This is a genomic window from Candidatus Woesearchaeota archaeon (genome assembly GCA_016187565.1).
In the GTDB taxonomy this organism is placed as follows: Archaea; Nanobdellota; Nanobdellia; order Woesearchaeales; family JACPJR01; genus JACPJR01.
Map to the genome: position 1 here is coordinate 103,397 of JACPJR010000031.1, position 21,678 is coordinate 125,074.

Consider the following 21,678-nt stretch of genomic DNA (forward strand, 5'->3'; position numbering starts at 1 on the left):
CATATTCTTTTTATCTGTTGCTCAAATGATAACATCTTTTTTTATTTTTTCATATGCCTTATAAAAACATGCTTTTGCAAGTGATACTGCATCATTTACTTCAGTTATTTTTGGATTGTATCCATAATAATTCACATTGTGCCTCAATGTCCTCAGGTTATTAACAAGACCAATCGGCCTGTCTGTAGTAATATTGAGCGAGGTTATTTCTTTTATTGGTTGAATGTGATCTTCTGATTGAATCCCTTTACCTACGAGAATTGCATCACCAAGCATTCTGAAACATTCATAGATATTTCTGGTAATGGTGGTGGCTGAAACTTCATTAATATCTAAGGTAAGCGTATAATCCATTGTTTTTTTCGCGGATTCAAGAATACTTAACGCATTTTTTTTATCTGGTCGCTTGTATGTCACACTCTAGCCTCCAAAAACCCATACAACACTATCCCATTGACAAGATTTGCAAATAAGTTGATGTCAATTTTATTTCTAGAAAATTTTAGAATGTTAACGTTAACATTCTTTCTATACCCAAATTGCTGGATGGTACCTATTTTAATGACGGTTGGCTCTTCATTATCCAATGTTTCTACTGCAATGTCTATATCTGACTGGTCAGTGTCGTCTCCTTTCCGGTAACTCCCAAAAAGGGCTATTGAAACGGGATTTTCAAATAAAGAAAGAATTGCTTCGATTATTCCTGCCTCATAAATGAGTTCTAAGTTGTACGCTATTTTTTTTGTCATGTTGTAGGGATGTTGTTGATCGCAGGTTATGCGCCAAATATTTCCAAGTTTGTTAATCTTTAGAAACCCTTCTGTTGCAAGCTGGCGTACCACGGTATTTGCCGTTGTTTTTGAAATATTTACTCTTTTTGTTAAGTCGTTAAGGCTCACTTCTTTTGTTGGATAAGAGAAAAACCAGTAAAGAGTCTTCTTGTATGCTTCGTTTAATTCTATGAGTTCTGTTTTTTTGAATTTTACCGGTTTCATGGCTACTGGTTTTCTTTGAAACTATATAAACTTTTCTGAAACCGATCGGTTTTTTAAAAGATCAATAGGTTTTCTTTGAAACCAGTAACGCTGAAAATTGACGAGAACTGCCTATATCCTTTCCTTGATAATGATGAAAAGCACTTGTTTGTGTTCGTTACTTTTTAGTAACCAAGAACAAAAGGTTTAAATAGTGTTTTTCTCCTCCTTTTCTCCATGGATTTAATGGTTTAGTGTTTAAGGAGTTAATGATGATAGAAGCAATAGACCCTCATTTGGCGGAGAAGGTTGGCAAACTTGCCCAATCCTTAAAGCAGAATGGCTTGGCTGCCAACATGGAAGAAGCTACAGATATGGCAAAGCGAATCCTCCTCAAGGATGAATCAGGAGAAAAACGATCAGCTTCTGCAACTCGTGCATTATTTGAAGAACCATTGTTTGCAAGAGATCAGGACATAGATCATCAGGTACCTGAAAAAAGCGATGGAGAGCTACCTGAAAGTAAAAAGATAGAAACGCATGAAAACTCTCAGGACCCTGAGCTTCTCACTGAGCCCGATAATACAGCACAGACAACACTTGTGCAGGAATTTCCTTCTTCAGATGCGTTGGAGACTACTCCCTTACCTCCTGAGGATCTCCTTACGCAGGAAGGCTCTTTGCATGTTGAGGAAGAAGTTGTTACCTCTGATGATAATAGTTCTCTTGAATCAGAAGAATATCCCTTACTCTCTGCTGTGTCAGACATTGAAGAGCATGAAGGAACCCAATTAACCTTGGATCCTCTTGAGGGGATTGATCGTATTGATCCCTCCCAAAAGGCAAGCTCAGTACACAATGCTGTAAGCGAGGACATTCCTTCTTCTGAAAATACTTCGAAGGAAATATCTCCCCAGGAAAAATTACAAGATCCAATGCCTGAAGACCTTAAACCAGCGGACTTTGAGATTCCTGACGATGACACTACTTCAACACAACATCCTGAAGAAAAACCTGTCGAAGAAAAATCATCAGAAAAATGGTCGTGGAGTTTAAAAAGATTCTTTGGCTTTGGTAAGAAATAATAACGTTATTCTAAATAGTTCTCAAAACTTATTGTGGATGAAGTGTTCTGTATGCTACAGTGTCTAAGATATCATTTGCATGTAACAAGAATCCTACGAATCGCTCAAATCCGATTCCATATCCTCCTCTTACTGTCGGCTTTGCCTGCTCTAACATCGTAAAGTAATCTGGAAATTGAACTACTGGATCAACCAACCCTGTTGTATGTTCTGAATCTTGTTCCTTTGTTTCTTCTGCTTGTTCTTTCAGATATTTTGCAATTTTTGATTCTCTGAGATGTTGTTTTATCATTTCTCCATTTTCTTCTCTTACTGCTCCTCCTATTGTCTCGCCTAATCTCGGCATAAGCAAATCTACGTTGTAAACTCTTTCTCCATTTGGTGTTCTTTTCATGTTAAAGAACTTGATTGATGCAGGATAATGGGTCACGAAAGTAGGAATGTTATCAAAATGTCTTAGAATTGCTTGTTCTTCTCCCGCTTCTAAATCTTCTCCAAACTCATATTCTCTCCCTACTTGTTTCAGTAATGCCAATGCTTCATCATAGCGTATTCTCTCAAACCGTCTTAGAATTACTCTTCTTAAATAATCTGTATCTCCACCAAGCATTTTAACACTCGGGAAACACTGTTCAACTACTTTTTGAGTTGCATATTTTATTACTTCTGTTTCCTCTTCGATAATACTATCTAAGACTTGATCTGGTGTACTCTGTTCGTATGGTTTTTCAGCTTCGACAAGAGTAAACTCTGATAATCTCCTCCCTTCTGCTTCAGGATCAGTATAGTTTTCTTCTCGAAAACTATTATTGATGGTGAAAAATCCTCTTCGTAAACCAAGAACCAAGTTCTCCAATTGAATTTGCGAACTTTGTGATAGGTGTGCGAGTTTTCCATAATAGTTTAGTCTGAAGGAAGCATACGGATTTTCACATGATCCTGCAATATTTACTAATGTTGCCGTTGTTACTTCTCTGTATCCCTTATACTTTAGGATTTCCCTTAATCCGTCTAAAGCAACTTCGCGCACATGGGTTAGTGCATCAAATCTCTCTCTACTGAAATCTCCTAATCCTGTTCGTAAAATCTCATGTCGTTTTTCCATGTTTACTCATTCGTGCTTTACTAAGATTTCTCTTTGTAAGATATTTGTAAGAGATTCTACTCTCCTATTCTACTCATAAAAAGTAGTGACAGTTATGATTAATATAAAATTTGTTTTTAATATTTTTACAAAAACAAAATATTTATATAATAATAGTTAGTTATCATAGAATAATGACCCTTGATGTAAAGGACTGGAAGATTTTGGCAACACTTTCCAAAAATTGTAGAATCTCATTGACACAAATAGCTAAAGTTGTAAGAGTCTCACGCGAAGTTGCAGATTATAGAGTAAAAAAGCTGATAAAAACTGGCGTCATAAAATCGTTCTGTGTAGATGTTGATCTTCACGTATTAGGATATACAAAGCATGTTATTTATTTAGAACTCAAAAATGTGGACAAAGAGAAAGAGGAAACAATTTTCACATTTCTGAAGAATCATACATTTATTAGTTGGATTGTAACTTCTACAGGAAAATGGAGCGTTATTTTTGACCTTCATGCGAAGAGCACGCAGCACCTTAGCCAATTAATCAAAGAGTTGAAGCAGGAATTTGGTATCTATTTTGGTGAACATGAAATAGTTACTTTGGAACACTATCATTATTTTCATTCTAAATTTTTCACAAAAAAAGAAATATTTAAAGAGAAAAAACAAGAAGAAAGGGATCCAAGAGAAGGAAACCCTAAAGAAGGAAATCTTGATGCCATTGATTTATCTCTTCTGAGAATTTTGAGAAATAATGCTCGTGCCGATTACGTGATGCTCTCCAGAAAAGTCAGACTTACTCCTGAGGCAATAAGTAAACGGATAAAGAGACTGAAAAAGTATGGTATTATAAGGCAGTGTTATATCTTTCCAGATTTAACAAAACTGGGATTTCAGCATTATAATATTCAAATAACCCTAGAGAACATCAGAAACGACAAGGAAATCAGCATAATCCATTATTTAGAGAATCATCCATCTGTTTCCTATATCTACAAACCAATTTCGTTATGGGATATTGAGTTCGGGGTCTTTGTAAAAACCCCAGGAGAACTGCGAGATTTTATGTTACAGTTGCGAACACGTTATCCAGAACATATCCGTGTTAAAGATGTTGCGCTCTTCTATGAGGAACTCCTTCCTAACTATTTACCAGAAGGAGTTTTTTAAGTGTCTTATTGTATATTACGGATTTTTATCGGGTCTCTGGCATTTATTATCCCGGAAATAAACCTCTTCGTATCTAAGTCGTGCTTTAACTGTTCTGCTCTGCACCTTCGGAAATAACTTTACTTACATGCTCGTTCTTTTCAATACGGATAACATGGTCTACAAAACTTTCGATCTTTGACTCGTGACTGACAAGGATTGTTTGCTTGACATTCAATTCTGCAAGAACATCTCGTACTTTATCAAGCTGCTCTGAGGAGAATCCATCAGTTGGCTCATCTAAAATAATGATATCCTTTGTTTTAATCGTGCTCACCACATCATTAATGACCTTCGTAAGACTTAAACGGTATGCTAAGGAAAGGCTTGTTTTTTCTCCACCAGAAAGACTGAGCATGTCTGTCTCATAGCCATTTTGCTCAACAAGCGGGGTAAAATGCTCATCAAGACGCACGCTCAAAATATTGTCTTCAATTAATAATGAAAACCACGATTGAAAGAGCTCATTAAATTCCTTATGAATATGAACCATGATATGTTGTTCCATGGTTTGCATGAGTGGTAAGAAATAATCTTCTAGCCACTGATGTAACTGTCCAAGCCTTATGCTTTCTTTTTTTTTCTGTTGTTTCTCACGAATGTCATTCTCCAGAATCATGAGAATCTTTTGTATCCCCTCTTGTTCCTTTTCAAGAGAAACTTTTTGTAGTTCTTGCTTGTGACATTTTTCACGACAGGCTTCTTGTTCTTGACGTATGTTTACATACATCTCCTCACATTTTTCCAATCCTTTGATCAACGGAGCATAGCTTTCCAGTTCTTCCTGAATGATCATCATCTCTTTTTGAAGGGTAGATTCACGCAAAGCAAACGTTGCATGCATCTTTTCCTTTTCCTTTATTATTTTCATAAGATGTTCTCTTTCTCGCTGTTTGAAGGCATACGTTCGTGCAACCGTGAGTTCTAGTTTTGTTTTTATAAGGATTAATTCTTCTTGTTGTAATGCCCCTGTATTTTTTTCCTTGTCTCTGTTGATTATTTTTTCTTGTAGCTCTTTTAGCTCTTCAAGCTGTTCTCTATCATGAAGAATCTTCTCAGTAAATTGCTTTCCATAAAGCGCTATTGCCTTCAAACTAGCAAGTTCTTTCTCTTTCTCAATGAATTCAGTAATTTTTTCTTGGAGAAGTGTATAGGCATTCTCGAATTTTGCATGCATGTCTTTTTCTTTGACGAGTAATTGCTGATGTTCATCGATCATGATATCCTGTTGTTGTACCATTTTTTTCTTATGCGATTCTGCGACGGATTGAAGACAGGTGGGGCATGTTTCCATACGCGTTATCCGTACTTTCAGTGATGCTGCCTGTCGGATATATGCCTCTAAGGTTTGCATTTTTTGTTGACATTCCTTGAGTTCCTGCTCGTGCATTTTTTTTTGTTGTTCCACTGTTGATCTTTCCGAGAGGGATGCATGGAGCGCTGTTATCTTTTCTTCGTTTTCCTGAGATTGTTTGACAACCTTTACTTTTTCGAGAATCTCCTGTTCTTTTTTTATTATTTCATTTGCCAGATTCTTCAGTTTTTCTCTATTTTTAGCAATCTCTTCTCGCATCTCCTGCATTTTTTTTATTTGTCTTTCGATTTCCTGTTCAAGTATATCTTCTTTTTTTTCTGGTTCTTGTTCTTCGGTTAACTCTGCGAGCTGTTTCTTGAGAATGCTGATTTCTTCAGTTATTTTCTGTTGTTGGATGATGAGCGCATTTGTTTCTGCCTGTTTTGCATGCTGTTCTGCTTTTCGTGCAGCACTTTTTTGTTTGAGCGTTGCATATCTTTCTCGTTCCTTTTCCAGATGTTGAAGTCCTTCGTTGTATTTTTGGAGATCATGCTTCTGCTTGTTAAGCAGCGGTTCTAACTCATCTAGGTTTTTGCGAACAATTCTTTCCTCATCGATTTTACTTTTTTTCTGTTGCTCTTTTTCAGGAAGATCTTTGATAAATGCTTCTAACCGTAAACGATGTTGTTTGTTATCCCTTAGATAGATTTGAGCATTTTCTCTGATACGTTGATAACGGTCAATGCCAAATATCTTTCTCAGCGTATCTAAGCGAGCATCTTTTTCATCAAGGAGAATTCGTTTCATTTCTTCCTGTGGTGTATAGACGGTGTACCTATAGATCAGCCCTTTTTTTGTAAGCATCTCTTTAGGATAACCTAACCATTCCAAAATTTTTGCCTTGAGTTCAACTGGTGTTCCTTCCATTTTTTGATTGTCGACAATGATATAGCCGCTTTCCTGTTTGATACTCTCTTTTGCTCGTTTGAGGCTTCGCTTGATGATGATGTTTTTTCCTTCAGATGAGAAGGTTAAGGTGACTGAGCCTTCATTCTTGCCGTGTCGTAGTAATTCTTCTCCAGAAAGTTCACCACGTTGAATGCCAAACAGAGCGAACTCAATGGCCAGGAGAATGGTTGATTTGCCGGTTCCAATATCTCCGCTAAGCAGTACTGAACCTTCGGGAAATACAATGAACTCATGAAGATAACTACGAATGTTCTGGAGTTCCAATCGTCTGAGAATCATGATGAGGGTAGAATCTGAGTCTAGTTAAAAATATTGTGGTTAATGGACGATTCCGAAGATACTTTTTTAAAGAAATATTACTTCCCGAGCTCAACATGACCGATCTTGCTCATTATGTGGATCCTTGTTATCGGATTGGTGGTGATCACGGTACTCATGATTATCACGGGGTCATTGTTGGTCGATCTCCTGTTATGATTGAGTTGTTTGAACTTCTGAATCATCTTGCTGATTTGCCAACAACCGTGTTATTGCGAGGAGAAACAGGAACGGGAAAAGAGCTCTTTGCTCGAGCTTTGCATTATAATAGTGAAGGACGAAATGGATCTCATTTTGTTCCTGTCAATTGCGCAGGCATTCCTGCAGAGCTTCTTGAGAGTGAGCTCTTTGGGCATGTTAAAGGATCATATACCGGAGCTTACCGGGATACTGAAGGTAAGTTTCAGCATGCAAGCGGAGGAACTATATTTTTAGATGAAATAGGTGATATGAATCCAAGCCTTCAGGCAAAGATTCTTCGAGCTCTTCAGGATAAAGAGATCACCAAAGTTGGAAGCAATAGGACAGAACATGTTGATGTTCGTGTTGTTGCAGCAACTAACAGAAACCTTGAGCAGCTTGTTGAAGACGGAAAATTTCGGAAAGATCTCTACTATCGTCTCAATGTTATACCTATTGCCGTCCCCCCATTAACTGAACGAAGAAGCGACATTCCTCTTATTGCCGAGCATCTCATTCGTACTATGAATCCAAAATACAATGCTTATATTGAAGGCCTTACTCCGGAAGCTGCACGAGCTCTTGAACGGGCTGAATGGAAAGGAAATGTTCGGGAGATGGAAAATGTCATTGAGCGTGCCTTTATTTACCGACGAGAAGGACGCATGACTGACGCAGATCTTTTTTTCAATGGTGATATGCCTCATAGATTCGTAGCAAGTGTTGTCCAGTCACACGGAGTGCATAAGGGAGAGCCATCCCGACGCTGGTATGAAGATGGTGTCTTACCGATAATGCCAGGAAGCCTGTCAGCTTATGAGGGGGTAGTGTCACGCACGTTCATGCATTATGTACTCCAACGAAATTATGTTTATGCTGATCGTCTCCCTGTTGGGCAAAGAACTGCTGTTGTTTTGTACCTCACCCCAGACAACCTTCACCATTTTTTTAGAAACTCTTCGAGACAAGATGAGGAGTTCCAGGGGATTGTGGCAGAGAATTCTTTTAATGACTTTGCAGAAAGACCATTCAAGGCTTTTTCGTTTATAGAGCTCTTGACCCATCCTCATGTTATCAACTCTTTTCCACTTCTTCAGGAAGCTATTGCCCAAGCAAATGCCTATCAAATACGCGGAAAAGGAAAACGAGGATTAAGAGCTGTTTTTATTGCCGAAGCTCATGCTCATTATTTCGCACAACCACAGCAGGTTGAGGCATTACAAGCAGAAATTCGTACAGCATATCAACGATTTCAGGCATGGCATCCGAGTCGTGCGAACTGAAGCCTAAACGCTAACCACAAAAACGAAAAGTTATTTGAGAAAAAAAATAAAGAAAAAGGAAATCCAAAAAGAATAATAAAATAAAAAAGAAGGATCTTACATCATACCGGGCATGCCGCCGGGCATAGGAGGATGTTTTTCTTCCTTCTCAGGTTTTTCAGCGACGAGTGCTTCGGTTGTTAAGAGCATACCTGCAACAGACCCTGCATTCTGGAGTGCAGATCGGGTTACTTTGGTAGGGTCAATGATACCTGCCTTCATCATGTCTTCGTACACTCCTGTTTTTGCATTATAGCCTACACTGCTGTGCTCTGACTCCTGTTTTAATCTTTCAACAATAATAGAACCTTCTGCACCTGCATTTGATGCAATTTGTCGTACTGGTTCTTCAATTGCTCTCAGTACAATTTCAAGGCCAACCTGTTGGTCCTCGTCAAGTTTCATCTTCTTGAGATGTGGAATTGCTTTTAACAAGGTCAAACCTCCACCAGGAACAACGCCCTCTTCAACGGCAGCTCTTGTTGCATGCAGTGCATCCTCAACACGAGCCTTTTTCTCCTTCATTTCAGTTTCTGTAGGTGCACCAACCTTAATAACGGCAACACCGCCAGAAAGTCGTGCTAATCTTTTTTGGAGATCTTCAAGATCATATTTTGAATCCGTTGTTTTAATCTGCTGCTCGATCTGTACAACTCGTGCTTTGATGGTCTTTGCATTGCCAGCACCATCGACAAGTGTTGTGGTTTCTTTGGTAATGTTAATCTTTTTTGCCTGTCCTAGGTGTTCAAGAGAGACTCGGTCAAGGTTCATTCCCTTTTCCTCACTAATGACTTTTCCTCCGGTTAAAACAGCAATATCTTCGAGCATTGCCTTTTGGTCATCACCAAATCCAGGTGCCTTTACCGCAACAACACGCAACGCTCCGCGAAGAAGGTTTAAGACAATAGTAGCTAATGCTTCTCCTTCAACATCTTCAGCAATGATCAATAATGGCGCACTTCGCTGGGCAACCTGCTCTAAGAGCGGTACAAGCTCTTTCATCGAGGTAATCTTCTTGTCATACAGTAAGATGTAGGCATCTTCAAGTTCTGCAATCATCTTTTCAGCATTCGTTACCATGTATGGGGAGAGATAACCACGATCAAACTGCATTCCTTCCACGACATCGAGGCTGGTTTCCATTGACTTGGCTTCCTCTACGGTAATAACTCCTTTGTGACCAACCTTTTCCATGGCATCTGCAATAAGATTTCCAACTTCCTCGTCATTGTTAGCAGAAATAGTGGCAACCTGTGCTATTTTTTCACGGGTATTTACTTCAACGCTCCGTGATTTAACAACCTCAACAACCTTTACTACAGCCTTGTCAATACCCCGTTTGACTTCAATGGGGTTTGCTCCGGCTGCAATGTTTTTCATTCCTTCTCGTATAATGGCCTGTGCCAAAAGCGTTGCTGTCGTTGTTCCATCTCCCGCAATATCCTGGGTTTTTGTTGCAACTTCCTTGACCAGTTGTGCACCCATGTTTTCGTAAGGATCTTCTAAATCTATTTCCTTGGCAATGGATACACCATCATTGGTAATGGTAGGACTTCCAAAACTGCTCGCCAACACAACATTTCTTCCCTTTGGACCGAGCGTAATCTTCACCACATTGGCAAGTTTATTCACACCATCCACAAGCTTTTTTCGTGCTTCTTCATCATAGATAATTTCTTTTGCAGCCATGTTCTCACCTTATTCAATTATTGCAAGAATATCCTTGCCCTTAACGATCAAATATTTTTCTCCACTGATTTTAATTTCAGTGCCACTGTAGGATTCGTACACAACTGTATCACCAGCCTTTACAAAAACCTCATCCCCTTCGCCAACAGCAATGACTTTTCCTTCCTGAGTCTTTTCTTTGGCAGAATCTGGAATGTAGATTCCTCCCTTTGTTTTTTCCGATTCTCCTGTTGGTTTAATGAGCACTTTGTTTTTTAATGGTTTTACCTGCATGGTTTCACCCCGCTGTTTATCTCAATAGTACGTCGTTGAATTGTCTTTATCCTCTCCCCGTTTACCCCTACGCAGAGGAACGTTGATCTTAGATCAACAAGGTCAAGCTTAGGTAATCTCTCCTCCTATATAAAGCTTTTGGAAAGTTTTGGCGTTGAGCCTAAAGTTTATTTTGTACTTTCAATTTACCAAAAAATCAAATCGGTTTATATATTCGTGGACACTAACGACCTTTATGACAATCTACAAATGCCCAAAATGTCATAGGGGTTATGAAACTAAAGATTATGACATACTTAATAGACGCTGTGGTGTCTGCTCAGTATTAATGATTCCTTCTTGCTACAAAAGGCCTGTTGAATTAAAAGAAAGAATCTCCTTTGAAGGAGAGCGTTGGCAGATAAACCAATATGACCAAGACTCAATGCATGGCTCGCGGCATGCACACAATCTTGAGACTGGTGAGAAGTTAAACTTGGATAATGGGGATGTATATGACCCAAGAATCAAGAAATCTACTAGGAAATTTAGCCAGAAAAAATTAGTGGCTTTTAAATCAAGATCCAGGTACTTTAAGACTTTATAACTGCTTAATTATAAGTTTCGATAGATTAATAAAGGTCAAAACCCTTCCATAAGTAAAACCCAAATGGGAAGAAAGAGGTGGCTAAGGATACAGTTGCCTCTGTTCCCTAGTCGCCTTCTAAGAGATCATCTTGCTAAAATTGAGATGTATAATTATCAGATAGCAAACTTAACAACCGACGGATTAGGTGACAAAAATGGAAAAAAACAAAAATAATTTAGAAGCGAAAGAGGGTTTATTTACCACATTTTGTTTGGGTGTGGGGGCAGTAGCTGCGGCACCGAAAGCGGGGCAGAACATTAGAAGATGTTTTGATCTAATGAGTGCTCAAAATCGAATTCAAAGAAAGGTTATAAGGAAAAATCTTTAAGCCTTTGAAAAACATATAGGATCTACCATGAGTGATAATCCAATTATAACTGGAATTTTCATTCTTCTTTTAATTTTTACTGCATTTTACATAATCAATAAAATAAATGGTTTGAGTGATGATCCCTCTATAAAGCAAAGAATAGAAAATGCTAATGAGATAGTGATCACTTTTACTGACGTAATGCTCATAACCTTTGGCTTAGGAGTACCGATTTTCTTGACTGGTTTTTTAATAGTTGGTTTTGTAGATTAAGTGTCTGATCAAACCCGCTCTTTAGTTTCTCTTTACGGCAACAGCAAAAATGTATTTATCTTCTGCACATGCTACACACACGGACACTATCCTGCACAGAAAGATCTCTTGCATAGCTGCCGCAGAGCTGGCAGATTCCCTCGGTTTCAGGAATCAAGGACAACTTTGTGTCTGCCTCGCGGAGCTCAAACTTCTCTACCAGAAGATCAAACAACTGCGGTTGAATACGGAGAACATCCTTAAGGGTTAAAAGACCGATCATTTTTTTGCCATCCATAACTGGCAGGTGGCGGATATTGTGATCCTTCATCAGCAAGAGTGCTTCGTAGATGTCTTGCTCTGGTGTAATGGTAATCAACTTTGTTTCCATAAACTTTTTAACTGCTTCTTTTGGCGAAATCTTTTTTGCCACGACCTTTCTCACAACGTCTTGTTCAGTGATAATGCCAAGGGCCTTGTGGCTGTCCTTCACCACTAAGGTGCTTACATGATGTTTGGCCATCATCTGAGCACATGCTTCAAGCGATAGCGTCTGAGCTACGACAATGGGTTTACTGGTCATCACATCGCAGACTTTATAGCCGGTTTTCATAGTGTAAAGTAAATTACTTTCGCAGCGCCACTTGAGGCGGTGCTACGGACATTTTACGTTGTAAAATGTCCTACGAGCGACTCCGGAGGAGTCATCCCTCCGCTCGTGCACGCCACGCAAACTTTACCAAAGTTTGATCAAATGGGTGTAACCTGAAGTTACACACCGCGGCCCGCGTTCTGCCAGTATAGCCGCGTCGGAGAGCTTCATGCTCTCCCTTGCGTGTCAACTGAGCGTAACCAGTTGGGCGCTGACGCAACGGGTCCCCTCCGGGGTGTTGCGTAGGGCTGCTCGCAAGCAGCCCGTCAGCCGCCACAGTGGTGGCGTGCAATTTATGATCCGAATGTTCAGCTAATTGGCACACTTCCCTTCTAGTTTGTTGCCATCGCCGCTAAAGGTGTAGCTCCCACCGGTTTCATCATCAGTGTAGGTTACGCTGACACTATGACTAAAGGAATCTCCTGCTGCTGAACAGCCAGACCATGTAGTGTTACTACAGGTAGTACTTTGACCAGGTGCTAAGCTTGTCGAAGCACAGGTTTGGGTATTCCCACCAACAGTAAAGGCAGTAATGGTAACACTGTTTCTGAGATTATTTTTGATGGTGACATTAAAATCTTCAGCGATCTTAAAGGCAGCATATTGAGGAATAGCAATATCCGCAGTTTCCCAATACGCAGCACTTGCTCGAGAACCTGCGCTGCTTCCTATCCCAGGAATACCTCCCATTACACCAACGACAATCAGGGCAATGATAATAACAACGGCAAGAATGATAAGATACTCAGTTGCTGTCTGTGCCTTTTTCATCATCTAAAACCACCTCATTTTTTCACTATGATATTGATCTGAACGACCGTAACACCTAATGTTTTACGGTGCTATGGTAAGCTACAGGAATACTGTTATTTAAACGTTTCGCTTCGAAAAAATGTTTGACTTTGTAAGAGCAGCTTCATCCAACAGTTCTGTAACGTTCAAGTTAGCAGCTTCAAAGTCCTCTCTGTTGTCTATGATCGCCGACATTCCCCGTAAGGGACATCCCCCTTGTCGGTTGGATTCAATAATGTGATGGGACTTTGATTTGAGGCTGCTAACCTTTTTTTGGATGAAGCCTGTAAGAGCTAAACGTTTATAAAGAGTACGTCGATTGCTCGGTAGATAACCATGACGTTAACCACCGAAGAACCACCTGATAAGAGAAACACGGCTAGTATAGATCTTGATGCACGAATCTGCTCTCCCGAGAGACCGGACTTCGCTTTTCTTGATACACAAATTGACCTCCTTATTTCTCGCATTCCTCGCGAGCCTGGTGATGAAGGGAACACGCCACTTTATAGGAAAATATATGTTCAAGCAAGCACCAGTCAGGGAGACATCGCACGTGCATCTCTCATGGTCTTAGGAGGTCTGCTCTATACCATGACCCAATCAGTACTTCGCGTAGGAACAAACTATGTGGTTGCAACCACGGTGAAAGGGACAGGCATCAGATATCAATAACCTTTCCTGATTTTCCCACATTAATTACTTTTGTGTTCCCAATCATCTCCTCAATGCCCTCTGCTTCATGGACATGAGAACAGAGAACAATATCGGGTTTAAAGGCATCAATTGCTCGTCTGAGGCCATCACTTCCCGGGAAAATAGAAGTAAACTTTTCGATCTTTGTTCCTGAAGGATGAACATGACTTACCATCACTTTTTTCGGACTTTCTTTGATGTAGTTATGGCTTTTTGCTAACAGTTCATAAATCTCTTCTTCTGACAACCTGAACAAGCCAATATTTGCTCCTCCACACCCAAAAAAGCCAACATCATTCATGGTAATAGAGTAACCATGAAGGTTAATTGCTTTGTACACTTCGGCAAGAAAATCAACCGTTGCAACGGTTTCATGATTTCCGGGAATAAGGACAACCTTTTTTCCCTTCTGGACAAATGGTCCGACAATATGATCGGTGCTTTGCTCATGTAAGGTTAAGTCACCACAGAGGATAACTAAATCGACATTTTCCTTTTCAGCCCGTTCTGCAAGCCGTTTCGCTAATCCCGTATCTCCGTGGATATCACCAGATGCAAGGATTTTCATGGTCTTACCTCGTCCTCATTTCTACCGTAGGGGTGCTCAGGTCCACAACCGTACTTGGCTTTCCTTGCAACTCTTCTTCATAGATGATGAAGTCCATCTTTGCTTTGATCTTTGGATGAAGATCATCGAGAGAGGTCATGAAGTTGCCTCCACTTTGATTGGCAGAGGTAGTAATAATAGGTATGCCTAGTTTAGTGACAAAGGAAGTAATCCAATGTTTCGGAATACGAATCCCCAGAGTGTTTAAACCATTGTTGACTGAGGGAGCAATGGCTTCAGTATCTTTCAGGGGAAGGATTAAGGTATAAGGACCGGGGAGTTTTGCAAGCCAGGATTTCCTTTTTGTCGTTATAGAACAATGTTCTACAATCCAATCTTTAGTTGGCGGAATGATGGAAAAAGGACGGTCGTAGCGTAATTTTGCAGCCCTGACTTTCTTTACTGCTGCTTCATGGAGCGCAGAGCATCCAATACCATAAATCGTATCCGTGGGATAAATAAATAATGCTCCTTTACGGATACGTTCACCGAGTTCTGCATCCCGTAAAAAGACTTCTTCTTTTGTAAGGATCTCCATGGAGCAACTATAGGTTAGCTTTCTTTAAAAAGATTATGGAAAAGTGATCCTTTCAAGGTAAGAAATAAAAGAAAAAGAAAGTTACCGGATTACGAGCTAAGATATCCTTGCATAAATCCCTCTTCGCTATCCGAGATCATGTCGTCTTCACAGAAGTCAAGAACCGTATCCTCGCCATAGATGTCTGGATCATCGTCGTCATCATGGGGAAAGCGCCACACAATGGTAGCTTTTTGTGCACGGATATTGGTAATCATAAGGAACACCTCGGCATAAATGCATACGTATCCTTGGTAAGGCTTTGGACCGTCAGGTGACGGATCTGCCTGAAAAACAAGGCTTCAATGGTTGGGTGGCTGGTATCTGCATAGTTCATAAGGATCACCTCCTCACGATGTTATCTCTATTGAGGTGATGTCCATTTAAATAGCTCATCCGCCTAGGTGTCCTGTGCAAAGAACCAGAATGGCTAAAGTATATGTTTAGGGGGTGTATCAAGGGCTTACAACACAGGACAGAGCTTGTCGTGTGCGAAGATACAGGTACGAGCCTTTTTTCCAGGATTTTTGGTTTTCTTAGATTTACCGGGATTCCCGGTTAAAAAAGAAATATTTAAATACTTGCATGAATTCCCGGGAGATATGGAGATATACCTACCAAATAGTGCTTTTTTAGGAAATATTGACCCTTTTTTAAAGAACATAGTCCTCTCTGATCCTACCCTGTTAAGGATCACCGCAAATAAAAAATGGATTTCAATACATCCTGTAGCACTCTGTATGGTGGCTGCATTAGGTCTCAATGTTAAACCTGAGGAGATTAAGTGTGAGAAACTGGAAGCGAAATCCAAACACTACTTAGAGAGAATGGGTTTATTTAAATTCCTCAAGATTAAAACAGACATCAGTATCATTGAACACGAACCTGCCGGTAGATTTATACCTCTGACAAGGATCAATGATTCTCAAGAGCTAACGAGATTTATTACTGACATTATACCATTACTTCACTTAGACCCGGAGCATACTGATTCAATAAAATATGTTATCAGTGAACTGATTAGGAATGTTCTTGAGCACTCAAGGTCTGAACAAGGAGCCATTGTATCAGCTCAATATTACAAGAAAAGCAACACCATCAGGATAGGAATTGTGGATAGAGGTGTTGGCATTAAAAAAACCATAAATAACGCTTATCCTGCAGAAACTCATCTTGAGGCTATTCGATTAGCGTTAACACCAGGTATTACAGGAACGACGCAAAGGATAGGAGGGACTGAATATAATGCTGGAGCTGGTCTTTTTTTTATTAAGTCAATAGCACAGATAAATCGAGAGTTCTTTATCATCTATAGCGGCAATGCCATGTATAAATTATTAAAAAGTAAGCCAGAGATGAAACATGTTAAGCTTCACGGAGACCCCTTTGAAGATCGGCACTCGACAGGAGAGGATTACCCTCATTGGGAAGGGACTGTTGTTGGAGTTGATATTTCCTTGAGTAAAACTAAAGAATTTTCACTCCTTTTAGATCTCATCAGCGACGTGTATATTAAAACAATAAAAGAACGAAAAAAAGAGAGATACAGAAAACCGAGGTTTATATGATCGAAATAAAAATAATAACCGTAACTGGCTCATTTGCAGAAAATAAAGATTTGGCAAGGGATATCAGACTCACGAAGATAGTTCCAGCATTAGAAAAAGATCAAGAGATCATAATCGATTTTGAAGGAGTAGAAGGTGCAACTCAATCCTTCATTCATGCCTTGATAAGTGAGGTAATCAGAAAATATGGTCCTGGCGTGTTAGATAAAATCTCTTTCAAGAATTGTAATGAAATTGTGAGAAAGATAATAGGTATTGTAGTAGATTATATGCAAGAAAGCGATTGAATTCCCGTAACCTAGATAAAACTGTTTCAAATGTTTTATATTTTTATTTTTAGAAATCCGTAAGCTTTTTCTCTTTGTTCTGATACGTGATAAAGGATGTGGTACCTTCACTTCCGCCTGAGATGGTTTTTACTGAGATATATTTGCCATCCTCAAGTTTCTTGACTCTTCGATAAAATGTTTTATAACTCTGTGCCCCACCCTTTTCTTGGTAGGCCTTGTAGATCTCTCCGATCTTTGTTCCAGAATGTTCTTTAATAATCTCCAGAATAAAGCGAGTGTCATCCTCAAGTTGGTCAGGGTTATTAATGGAAAAATTACTGAGTTTTCCAAGAGCGCCCTGTGCGTGTTGTACTCCTACCTTTTTTGTGCTTTTATCTTCTGCAATGGTTCCTGCTTCGCGAAGCAAATAGAGTCCAGTTCGGATGTCTTCAAGAGCAACGGTTTTTTGGACAACCAGAGAAAATGCTGCGTCTTCCCAGACATTAGGATGGAATGCATATTCTAAGCGTTGTTGTAAGATCCCTTTTGTTTCCTCTGCGGTATACGGTTCAAAAACTAAATGCTCAGGATTAAGGCGAGAAAGAATGCGATGGTCAAGTTGAGAAATAAAGCTATGATAATTGGTAATCAGCAGTATAGATTTCCGGTAAATTTCTTCAAGAATCATGTAGAGGAAATCAAAATCCTCAACCTTGTCAATTTCATCAAAGCAAAAGACTGCAGATTGTTTGTTGATGTATTGCTTGACAACGGCAAAGAGTTCCTCTGTTTTCTTGTTATGGGTCAATCGATAGCCCATCTGTTCACACATCTCTAAAAGTATTTTATAACTGGTATTGCGCTGCCAGCAGTTGATGAACAATGGATAAATCTCGTCTGTTTCTTCATTAAGTTCCTGGAAAATATGCTTGGTTGCAACGGTCTTCCCAATACCTGGCTTTCCGGTAATAACTATATTCCTTCCATTCCTCCGTTGGAACAAGGGCTTTATACAGGAAGCAATGGCCTGTTGTTGGTTCTCTCGGTACGGAATGGCCTTAGGCATATAGTCATAATCAAGCGCAACCGGATTCTTAAACAATGTTTGGTCTGAGGAAAGCGTATCTTTGAAGAGTGACATACCCTAAAGAAGGAATGGCATCTTTTTAATGGTTTCGATGCCCATAGCTTCATCCAACAATTCGCTAACGCTCAAGTTAGCAGCTTCAAAGTCCTGTATCTTGTGTATGACCGCCGACATTCCCCGTAAGGGACATCCCCCTTGTCGGTTGGATTCAATCATTTGATGGGACTTTGACTTGAGGCTGCTAACCCTTTTTTTGGATGAAGCTGATGCCCATACAAAATCATACAAAACATTTATATAGAAGTACGACTCCCGAGTACAGAACCGAAAAGGGGTCTGAATCGTGCAACCGAATAAAGGAAACTCCTCTGCTACGCATCAAATGTTACGTGTGATGCTGGGTCTGTTTTTTCTCCTCATGCTTTCTTATCAAAGCTCTGCCCAATCCTTTAGCATAGACCACCAGGCTACCAAAAACAACATTTACCAAAATGAAACTGCTGAGTTCCTCCTCACGATAACGAATGAGGATCCAGATGCAGAAGCCTTTACCTTGTCCTTTACCAATGATCCACGATGGAGTATCCAGACTTGGCCTTTAGTAGATTATATCAGTGGTGTTACTGTTCTTGAAGGAAAAACACATCAAACAAGGGTTATGATTAGGCCAACCCAGACCATGCCTGTTGGTTTATACCTCTTGGAAGTGTTTCTGAAATCAAAAGAAACAGGCGAGGTTGTTAAAGATACTCTTGATATCAACATTAAATCACAGGAAGGGGTCATTAAAGAATATCTTCCTTCAGTAACCTTGGATATTCGTATGCCTGACAAAGTTGATCCACGTGACGAGTTCACCGTCAAGGTATTTCTTAAAAATCGTAATCCTCTTGAAATTGAGGAAATGACCATCAGTGTGGCATCACCACTTTTTACCAGAGAACGGGTTGTTTCTCTCGCACCTCTTGAGGAAAAAGAAGAGGACTTTAGTGTTGAGCTTGATCCTTTGGAAGAACCTGCAACCTATTCGCTGACATCGAAACTTACTATTCTCAGTGCAAATAGAACCTTTACGGTTGAAGGAACACCTGTTGAATTTGAGATTGGAACCTACTCTACCCTTGATAAGGATAGTGTCAAAGAAGAAGGATTTCTCTATACCCATGAAACCATTACCATTGTGAACAGGGGTAATTATGTCAAAGATGCAGTCATGAAGAAAGAAACTTTTTTTTTAAAAACCCTTTTTACGTTAGCAACTCCTGATCCTGTACGAGTAACCGAGGATGGAAAGAAATACCTCAAATGGGAGATATCTCTTCAGCCTGATGAAACTTTTATTATTGACATAACGAATGATTATCGGCCATTGTTTTATCTGGGCATCGTCTTTATTGTTGTCGTTCTTCTGTATTTTGTGCTTCGAAGTCCTGTTGTTGTCAAAAAAGGAATAACCAAGAAAGTACGTACTGAAGGCGGAATCTCTGAGATAAAGGTTTTGCTCCATGTCAAGAATAGAACAGGGAAAGAGGTTGAATACGTCAAAGTCATTGACCGAGTTCCTCATCTTGTTGAGGTTGGCAAGGAAATCCAGTTAGGAACCATTCCACCAACGAGTATTAATCGACGTGGTGGAGCTAAGGGGACCCTCTTAATCTGGGAACTGGAAAGTCTTGAGCCGTATGAAGAGCGTATTATTACCTACACGATTCATTCAACCTTAAGTATTTTGGGGGGCTTTAATCTCCCTTCAGCCATCATTAAGTTTAGAAAGGGCAGAAGGCAACTCATTGTGAAATCAAATCGCTACCAGTTAAAGGGGTAATGAAAAGGGATAATCATAATTCGTAGCATACATCACTGAACAGCTAACACCGGATTTCTTCAGAAGGTGTAGAAGTAAATGAGTAGAGGGGGATGGATGATGGACGTACCTACCTTAACAGACCGAGACTTTACTGACAAGCGTGTGCTGATGCGTGTTGGCTTTGACCTGCCCTTAGATGAACACGGAAACATTACCGATGATAAACGGATACAGGTATCATTACCATCGATTAACTATGTCCTGGATCATGGTGCAAAGCAACTGGTTTTGATGTGTCATCTGGGAAGACCTAAAAACAAAGAACCTCATCTGCGGACAGATAAGGTAGCTGAACGATTACGTGAACTCTTGGATAGGGAGGTTGTCAAGGTTGATGATTGGGGTGAGCATGGTTTGCCAGACAAACGTGTCGTGTTTCTTGAAAATTTACGATTCCATCCCGGTGAAAAGAGTAAAAATCCTGAGGAAAGAGATGCCTTTGGCAAGCAATTGGCAAGTCTGGCAGACCGCTATGTGAATGATGCCTTCTCTAATTGCCATCGTGACCATGCCTCTATGACCTCGGTCCCGAAATATATTCATGGCTGTATTGGTGCAAGTGTGGCAAAAGAAGTTCGTCTTATTGAATCGTGTTTAGAGCATCCCCAAAAACCTGTTGTTGCAGTTATTGGTGGTTTGAAGGCAGACAAGTTAAATGCCATGAAACATTTACTTGGGATTGCTGATAAAATCGTGGTCGGAGGGGCATTGGCCTTTACGCTCTTGAAGGCATCTGGTTATGAGGTTGGTAATTCTAAAGTGGACGTTGAAGGGTTAGAGGAACTCAAGGATATTGTTGCAGAAGTAATGAATAATCCAAAGGTGCTCTTGCCTCTCGATGCAGTTGTTGCTGATAAATTCGATGCTCAAGCAAAGAGTAAGACTGTTCCTATCCAAGGTATTGAACCAGGCTGGATGGCATTAGATATTGGTCCACAGACGGTACAATTGTATCAAGAGCAGTTGAAAACCGCAAAAACTATTCTCTGGTTTGGTCCTATTGGTGTGTTTGAAATGGAGAAGTTTGCTCAGGGTACAAGGGAAATTGCGCAAACCATTGCCCAGCTGAAGGTAACCTCCATCATTGGTGGGGGTGATTCTGCCAATGCTGTACATTCTTTAGGCCTCGAGGACAAAATGACTTTGGTCTCAACCGGAGGCGGTGCTTCTCTCACCTTAGTTGAGGGCAACACCTTACCTGCTCTTGAGGTACTCAAGTATAAGGCGTAATCGTTGTTAGTTACAATTTGAGAGCCCTCGCATAAACGGGGTGCCCGCAGTTGCTTACGCAACAGATAGTCTTTTTTTCAAAAAGCTAATCAATAGAAAAATTTCCCTCTGTATCCAAATAAGCTTCTTGACAACCTTCTAACTTCCCTAGATTTCTCGTTAAGGGTCTTATCTTTCTTGGAGAAACAATATAACTTGTAAATCCGCCGAAACTATCCGTATTTCTCTCAGCATCTAAAAAGTATCTTTCATATTTTGCAGATAATTGTCTTAAAAACTCTTTGTCAAATTTTTTACCTCTTCTGAATTTTTCCGTAATGTCCATAAGATTATGCGCATGCTGTATTTCATCTGCTCCCGCAAATGGCTGACCTCGTTGCGCCGCCGTAAGTGGTTGTGTAAAATGAGCAGCATAAAGTTGAGCATCAGGGATTGACGCATAGAATATTACTAAATCTTGATCATTCCTTATCGATGGTTCATGTACCAGAGGAACAGATAGCAATTCATCAAGACTTTTTGATGCAAGTACAGAATATTCTTGTAAGTTTAATCTACCATTAAAAGCCAAATAATCTCCGTTTGGAAGTTTTCTAAACTTTTCTGAGATTAGAGTTTTATAAGTACGCAGTTCTACTGGCAATGCAAGTTGATTTTCCTCTGCAAATCTTACTTGCAAATCTGATGCCAAAAGTGCACATTTTTTTCCTTGAAATACAGCAATTAATGTCATAA

25 protein-coding genes are annotated in these 21,678 nt (G+C 39.9%); 11 read left to right on the plus strand and 14 right to left on the minus strand.

The genetic code is table 11. From position 1 onward, the window contains the following. Window positions 1-21: 21 nt before the first annotated feature. Window positions 22-417, minus strand: a complete 396-nt coding sequence (locus HYW21_08220; protein ID MBI2549309.1) for a hypothetical protein — start codon at window positions 415-417, stop codon at window positions 22-24. Further along, a complete protein-coding gene (locus HYW21_08225) occupies window positions 414-995 on the minus strand; it encodes a nucleotidyltransferase domain-containing protein (protein ID MBI2549310.1) in 582 nt (193 codons plus the stop codon). Before HYW21_08225 ends, HYW21_08220 begins: the two co-directional genes overlap by 4 nt. A gap of 251 nt (window positions 996-1,246) precedes the next feature. Between HYW21_08225 and HYW21_08230 the strand changes: the two genes are divergently transcribed. Further along, entirely contained in the window at window positions 1,247-2,059 is an 813-nt protein-coding gene (locus HYW21_08230; protein ID MBI2549311.1) for a hypothetical protein, read from the plus strand. Between the two features lie 28 nt (window positions 2,060-2,087). Here HYW21_08230 and HYW21_08235 read toward each other — a convergent pair whose 3' ends face one another. Then, on the minus strand, window positions 2,088-3,164 hold the full coding sequence (locus tag HYW21_08235) for a hypothetical protein (GenBank protein MBI2549312.1): 1,077 nt from the start codon (window positions 3,162-3,164) through the stop codon (window positions 2,088-2,090). Between the two features lie 173 nt (window positions 3,165-3,337). Here HYW21_08235 and HYW21_08240 point away from each other — a divergent pair, with 173 nt between their 5' ends. Beyond that, window positions 3,338-4,324, plus strand: a complete 987-nt coding sequence (locus HYW21_08240) for an Lrp/AsnC family transcriptional regulator (GenBank protein MBI2549313.1) — start codon at window positions 3,338-3,340, stop codon at window positions 4,322-4,324. An 85-nt stretch (window positions 4,325-4,409) separates the two neighbouring features. On the opposite strand, the gene HYW21_08245 is transcribed toward HYW21_08240, so the two are convergent. Further along, window positions 4,410-6,905 (minus strand): SMC family ATPase, encoded by a 2,496-nt coding sequence (locus HYW21_08245; protein ID MBI2549314.1) that lies wholly within the window; start codon window positions 6,903-6,905, stop codon window positions 4,410-4,412. 95 nt (window positions 6,906-7,000) lie between these two features. On the opposite strand from HYW21_08245, the gene HYW21_08250 reads away from it, so the two are divergent. Then, the gene (locus tag HYW21_08250) at window positions 7,001-8,407 is read left to right on the plus strand and encodes a sigma-54-dependent Fis family transcriptional regulator (GenBank protein ID MBI2549315.1); all 1,407 of its coding nucleotides are present in this window, start codon (window positions 7,001-7,003) and stop codon (window positions 8,405-8,407) included. A gap of 96 nt (window positions 8,408-8,503) precedes the next feature. On the opposite strand, the gene groL is transcribed toward HYW21_08250, so the two are convergent. Next, entirely contained in the window at window positions 8,504-10,135 is a 1,632-nt protein-coding gene (gene groL, locus HYW21_08255; protein ID MBI2549316.1) for a chaperonin GroEL, read from the minus strand. 9 nt (window positions 10,136-10,144) lie between these two features. Then, window positions 10,145-10,408, minus strand: a complete 264-nt coding sequence (locus tag HYW21_08260) for a co-chaperone GroES (GenBank protein ID MBI2549317.1) — start codon at window positions 10,406-10,408, stop codon at window positions 10,145-10,147. A gap of 235 nt (window positions 10,409-10,643) precedes the next feature. Here HYW21_08260 and HYW21_08265 point away from each other — a divergent pair, with 235 nt between their 5' ends. The 3 genes from HYW21_08265 to HYW21_08275 all read left to right on the plus strand — a co-directional run bounded on the left by HYW21_08265 (window position 10,644) and on the right by HYW21_08275 (window position 11,619). After that, a complete protein-coding gene (locus HYW21_08265; GenBank protein ID MBI2549318.1) occupies window positions 10,644-10,994 on the plus strand; it encodes a hypothetical protein in 351 nt (116 codons plus the stop codon). A 196-nt stretch (window positions 10,995-11,190) separates the two neighbouring features. Beyond that, complete coding sequence (locus HYW21_08270; GenBank protein ID MBI2549319.1) at window positions 11,191-11,364, plus strand: hypothetical protein; 174 nt, start codon at window positions 11,191-11,193, stop codon at window positions 11,362-11,364. Window positions 11,365-11,391: 27 nt separating this feature from the next. After that, entirely contained in the window at window positions 11,392-11,619 is a 228-nt protein-coding gene (locus HYW21_08275) for a hypothetical protein (GenBank protein MBI2549320.1), read from the plus strand. A gap of 55 nt (window positions 11,620-11,674) precedes the next feature. Here the strand turns inward: HYW21_08275 and HYW21_08280 are convergent, their stop codons facing one another. Further along, on the minus strand, window positions 11,675-12,211 hold the full coding sequence (locus HYW21_08280; GenBank protein ID MBI2549321.1) for a CBS domain-containing protein: 537 nt from the start codon (window positions 12,209-12,211) through the stop codon (window positions 11,675-11,677). A 351-nt stretch (window positions 12,212-12,562) separates the two neighbouring features. After that, on the minus strand, window positions 12,563-13,024 hold the full coding sequence (locus tag HYW21_08285) for a class III signal peptide-containing protein (protein ID MBI2549322.1): 462 nt from the start codon (window positions 13,022-13,024) through the stop codon (window positions 12,563-12,565). A 354-nt stretch (window positions 13,025-13,378) separates the two neighbouring features. Here HYW21_08285 and HYW21_08290 point away from each other — a divergent pair, with 354 nt between their 5' ends. Beyond that, window positions 13,379-13,717 (plus strand): hypothetical protein, encoded by a 339-nt coding sequence (locus HYW21_08290; protein MBI2549323.1) that lies wholly within the window; start codon window positions 13,379-13,381, stop codon window positions 13,715-13,717. Here HYW21_08290 and HYW21_08295 read toward each other — a convergent pair. The 3 genes from HYW21_08295 to HYW21_08305 all read right to left on the minus strand — a co-directional run bounded on the left by HYW21_08295 (window position 13,704) and on the right by HYW21_08305 (window position 15,140). After that, window positions 13,704-14,306 carry a metallophosphoesterase gene (locus tag HYW21_08295; protein ID MBI2549324.1) on the minus strand — a complete coding sequence of 201 codons (603 nt, stop codon included), beginning with the start codon at window positions 14,304-14,306 and terminating at the stop codon, window positions 13,704-13,706. The genes HYW21_08290 and HYW21_08295 overlap by 14 nt on opposite strands. Before the next feature lie 4 nt (window positions 14,307-14,310). Further along, window positions 14,311-14,883, minus strand: coding sequence for a threonylcarbamoyl-AMP synthase (locus tag HYW21_08300; GenBank protein ID MBI2549325.1), 573 nt, complete (start codon window positions 14,881-14,883; stop codon window positions 14,311-14,313). A gap of 89 nt (window positions 14,884-14,972) precedes the next feature. After that, window positions 14,973-15,140: a hypothetical protein gene (locus HYW21_08305; protein MBI2549326.1), complete on the minus strand. Its 168-nt coding sequence runs from the start codon at window positions 15,138-15,140 to the stop codon at window positions 14,973-14,975. A 384-nt stretch (window positions 15,141-15,524) separates the two neighbouring features. Here HYW21_08305 and HYW21_08310 point away from each other — a divergent pair, with 384 nt between their 5' ends. Next, window positions 15,525-16,490, plus strand: a complete 966-nt coding sequence (locus tag HYW21_08310; protein MBI2549327.1) for an ATP-binding protein — start codon at window positions 15,525-15,527, stop codon at window positions 16,488-16,490. After that, window positions 16,487-16,777: an STAS-like domain-containing protein gene (locus HYW21_08315; GenBank protein MBI2549328.1), complete on the plus strand. Its 291-nt coding sequence runs from the start codon at window positions 16,487-16,489 to the stop codon at window positions 16,775-16,777. Before HYW21_08310 ends, HYW21_08315 begins: the two co-directional genes overlap by 4 nt. A 49-nt stretch (window positions 16,778-16,826) precedes the next feature. Here HYW21_08315 and HYW21_08320 read toward each other — a convergent pair whose 3' ends face one another. Both HYW21_08320 and HYW21_08325 read right to left on the minus strand, forming a co-directional pair. Further along, window positions 16,827-17,900, minus strand: a complete 1,074-nt coding sequence (locus HYW21_08320; GenBank protein MBI2549329.1) for an AAA family ATPase — start codon at window positions 17,898-17,900, stop codon at window positions 16,827-16,829. Between the two features lie 3 nt (window positions 17,901-17,903). Continuing rightward, a complete protein-coding gene (locus HYW21_08325; protein MBI2549330.1) occupies window positions 17,904-18,062 on the minus strand; it encodes a hypothetical protein in 159 nt (52 codons plus the stop codon). 127 nt (window positions 18,063-18,189) lie between these two features. On the opposite strand from HYW21_08325, the gene HYW21_08330 reads away from it, so the two are divergent. Beyond that, window positions 18,190-19,671 (plus strand): hypothetical protein, encoded by a 1,482-nt coding sequence (locus HYW21_08330; protein MBI2549331.1) that lies wholly within the window; start codon window positions 18,190-18,192, stop codon window positions 19,669-19,671. A 96-nt stretch (window positions 19,672-19,767) separates the two neighbouring features. Continuing rightward, complete coding sequence (locus tag HYW21_08335; protein ID MBI2549332.1) at window positions 19,768-20,943, plus strand: phosphoglycerate kinase; 1,176 nt, start codon at window positions 19,768-19,770, stop codon at window positions 20,941-20,943. 85 nt (window positions 20,944-21,028) lie between these two features. Here the strand turns inward: HYW21_08335 and HYW21_08340 are convergent, their stop codons facing one another. Continuing rightward, window positions 21,029-21,676, minus strand: coding sequence for a hypothetical protein (locus tag HYW21_08340; GenBank protein ID MBI2549333.1), 648 nt, complete (start codon window positions 21,674-21,676; stop codon window positions 21,029-21,031). Between the last annotated feature and the right edge of the window lie 2 nt (window positions 21,677-21,678).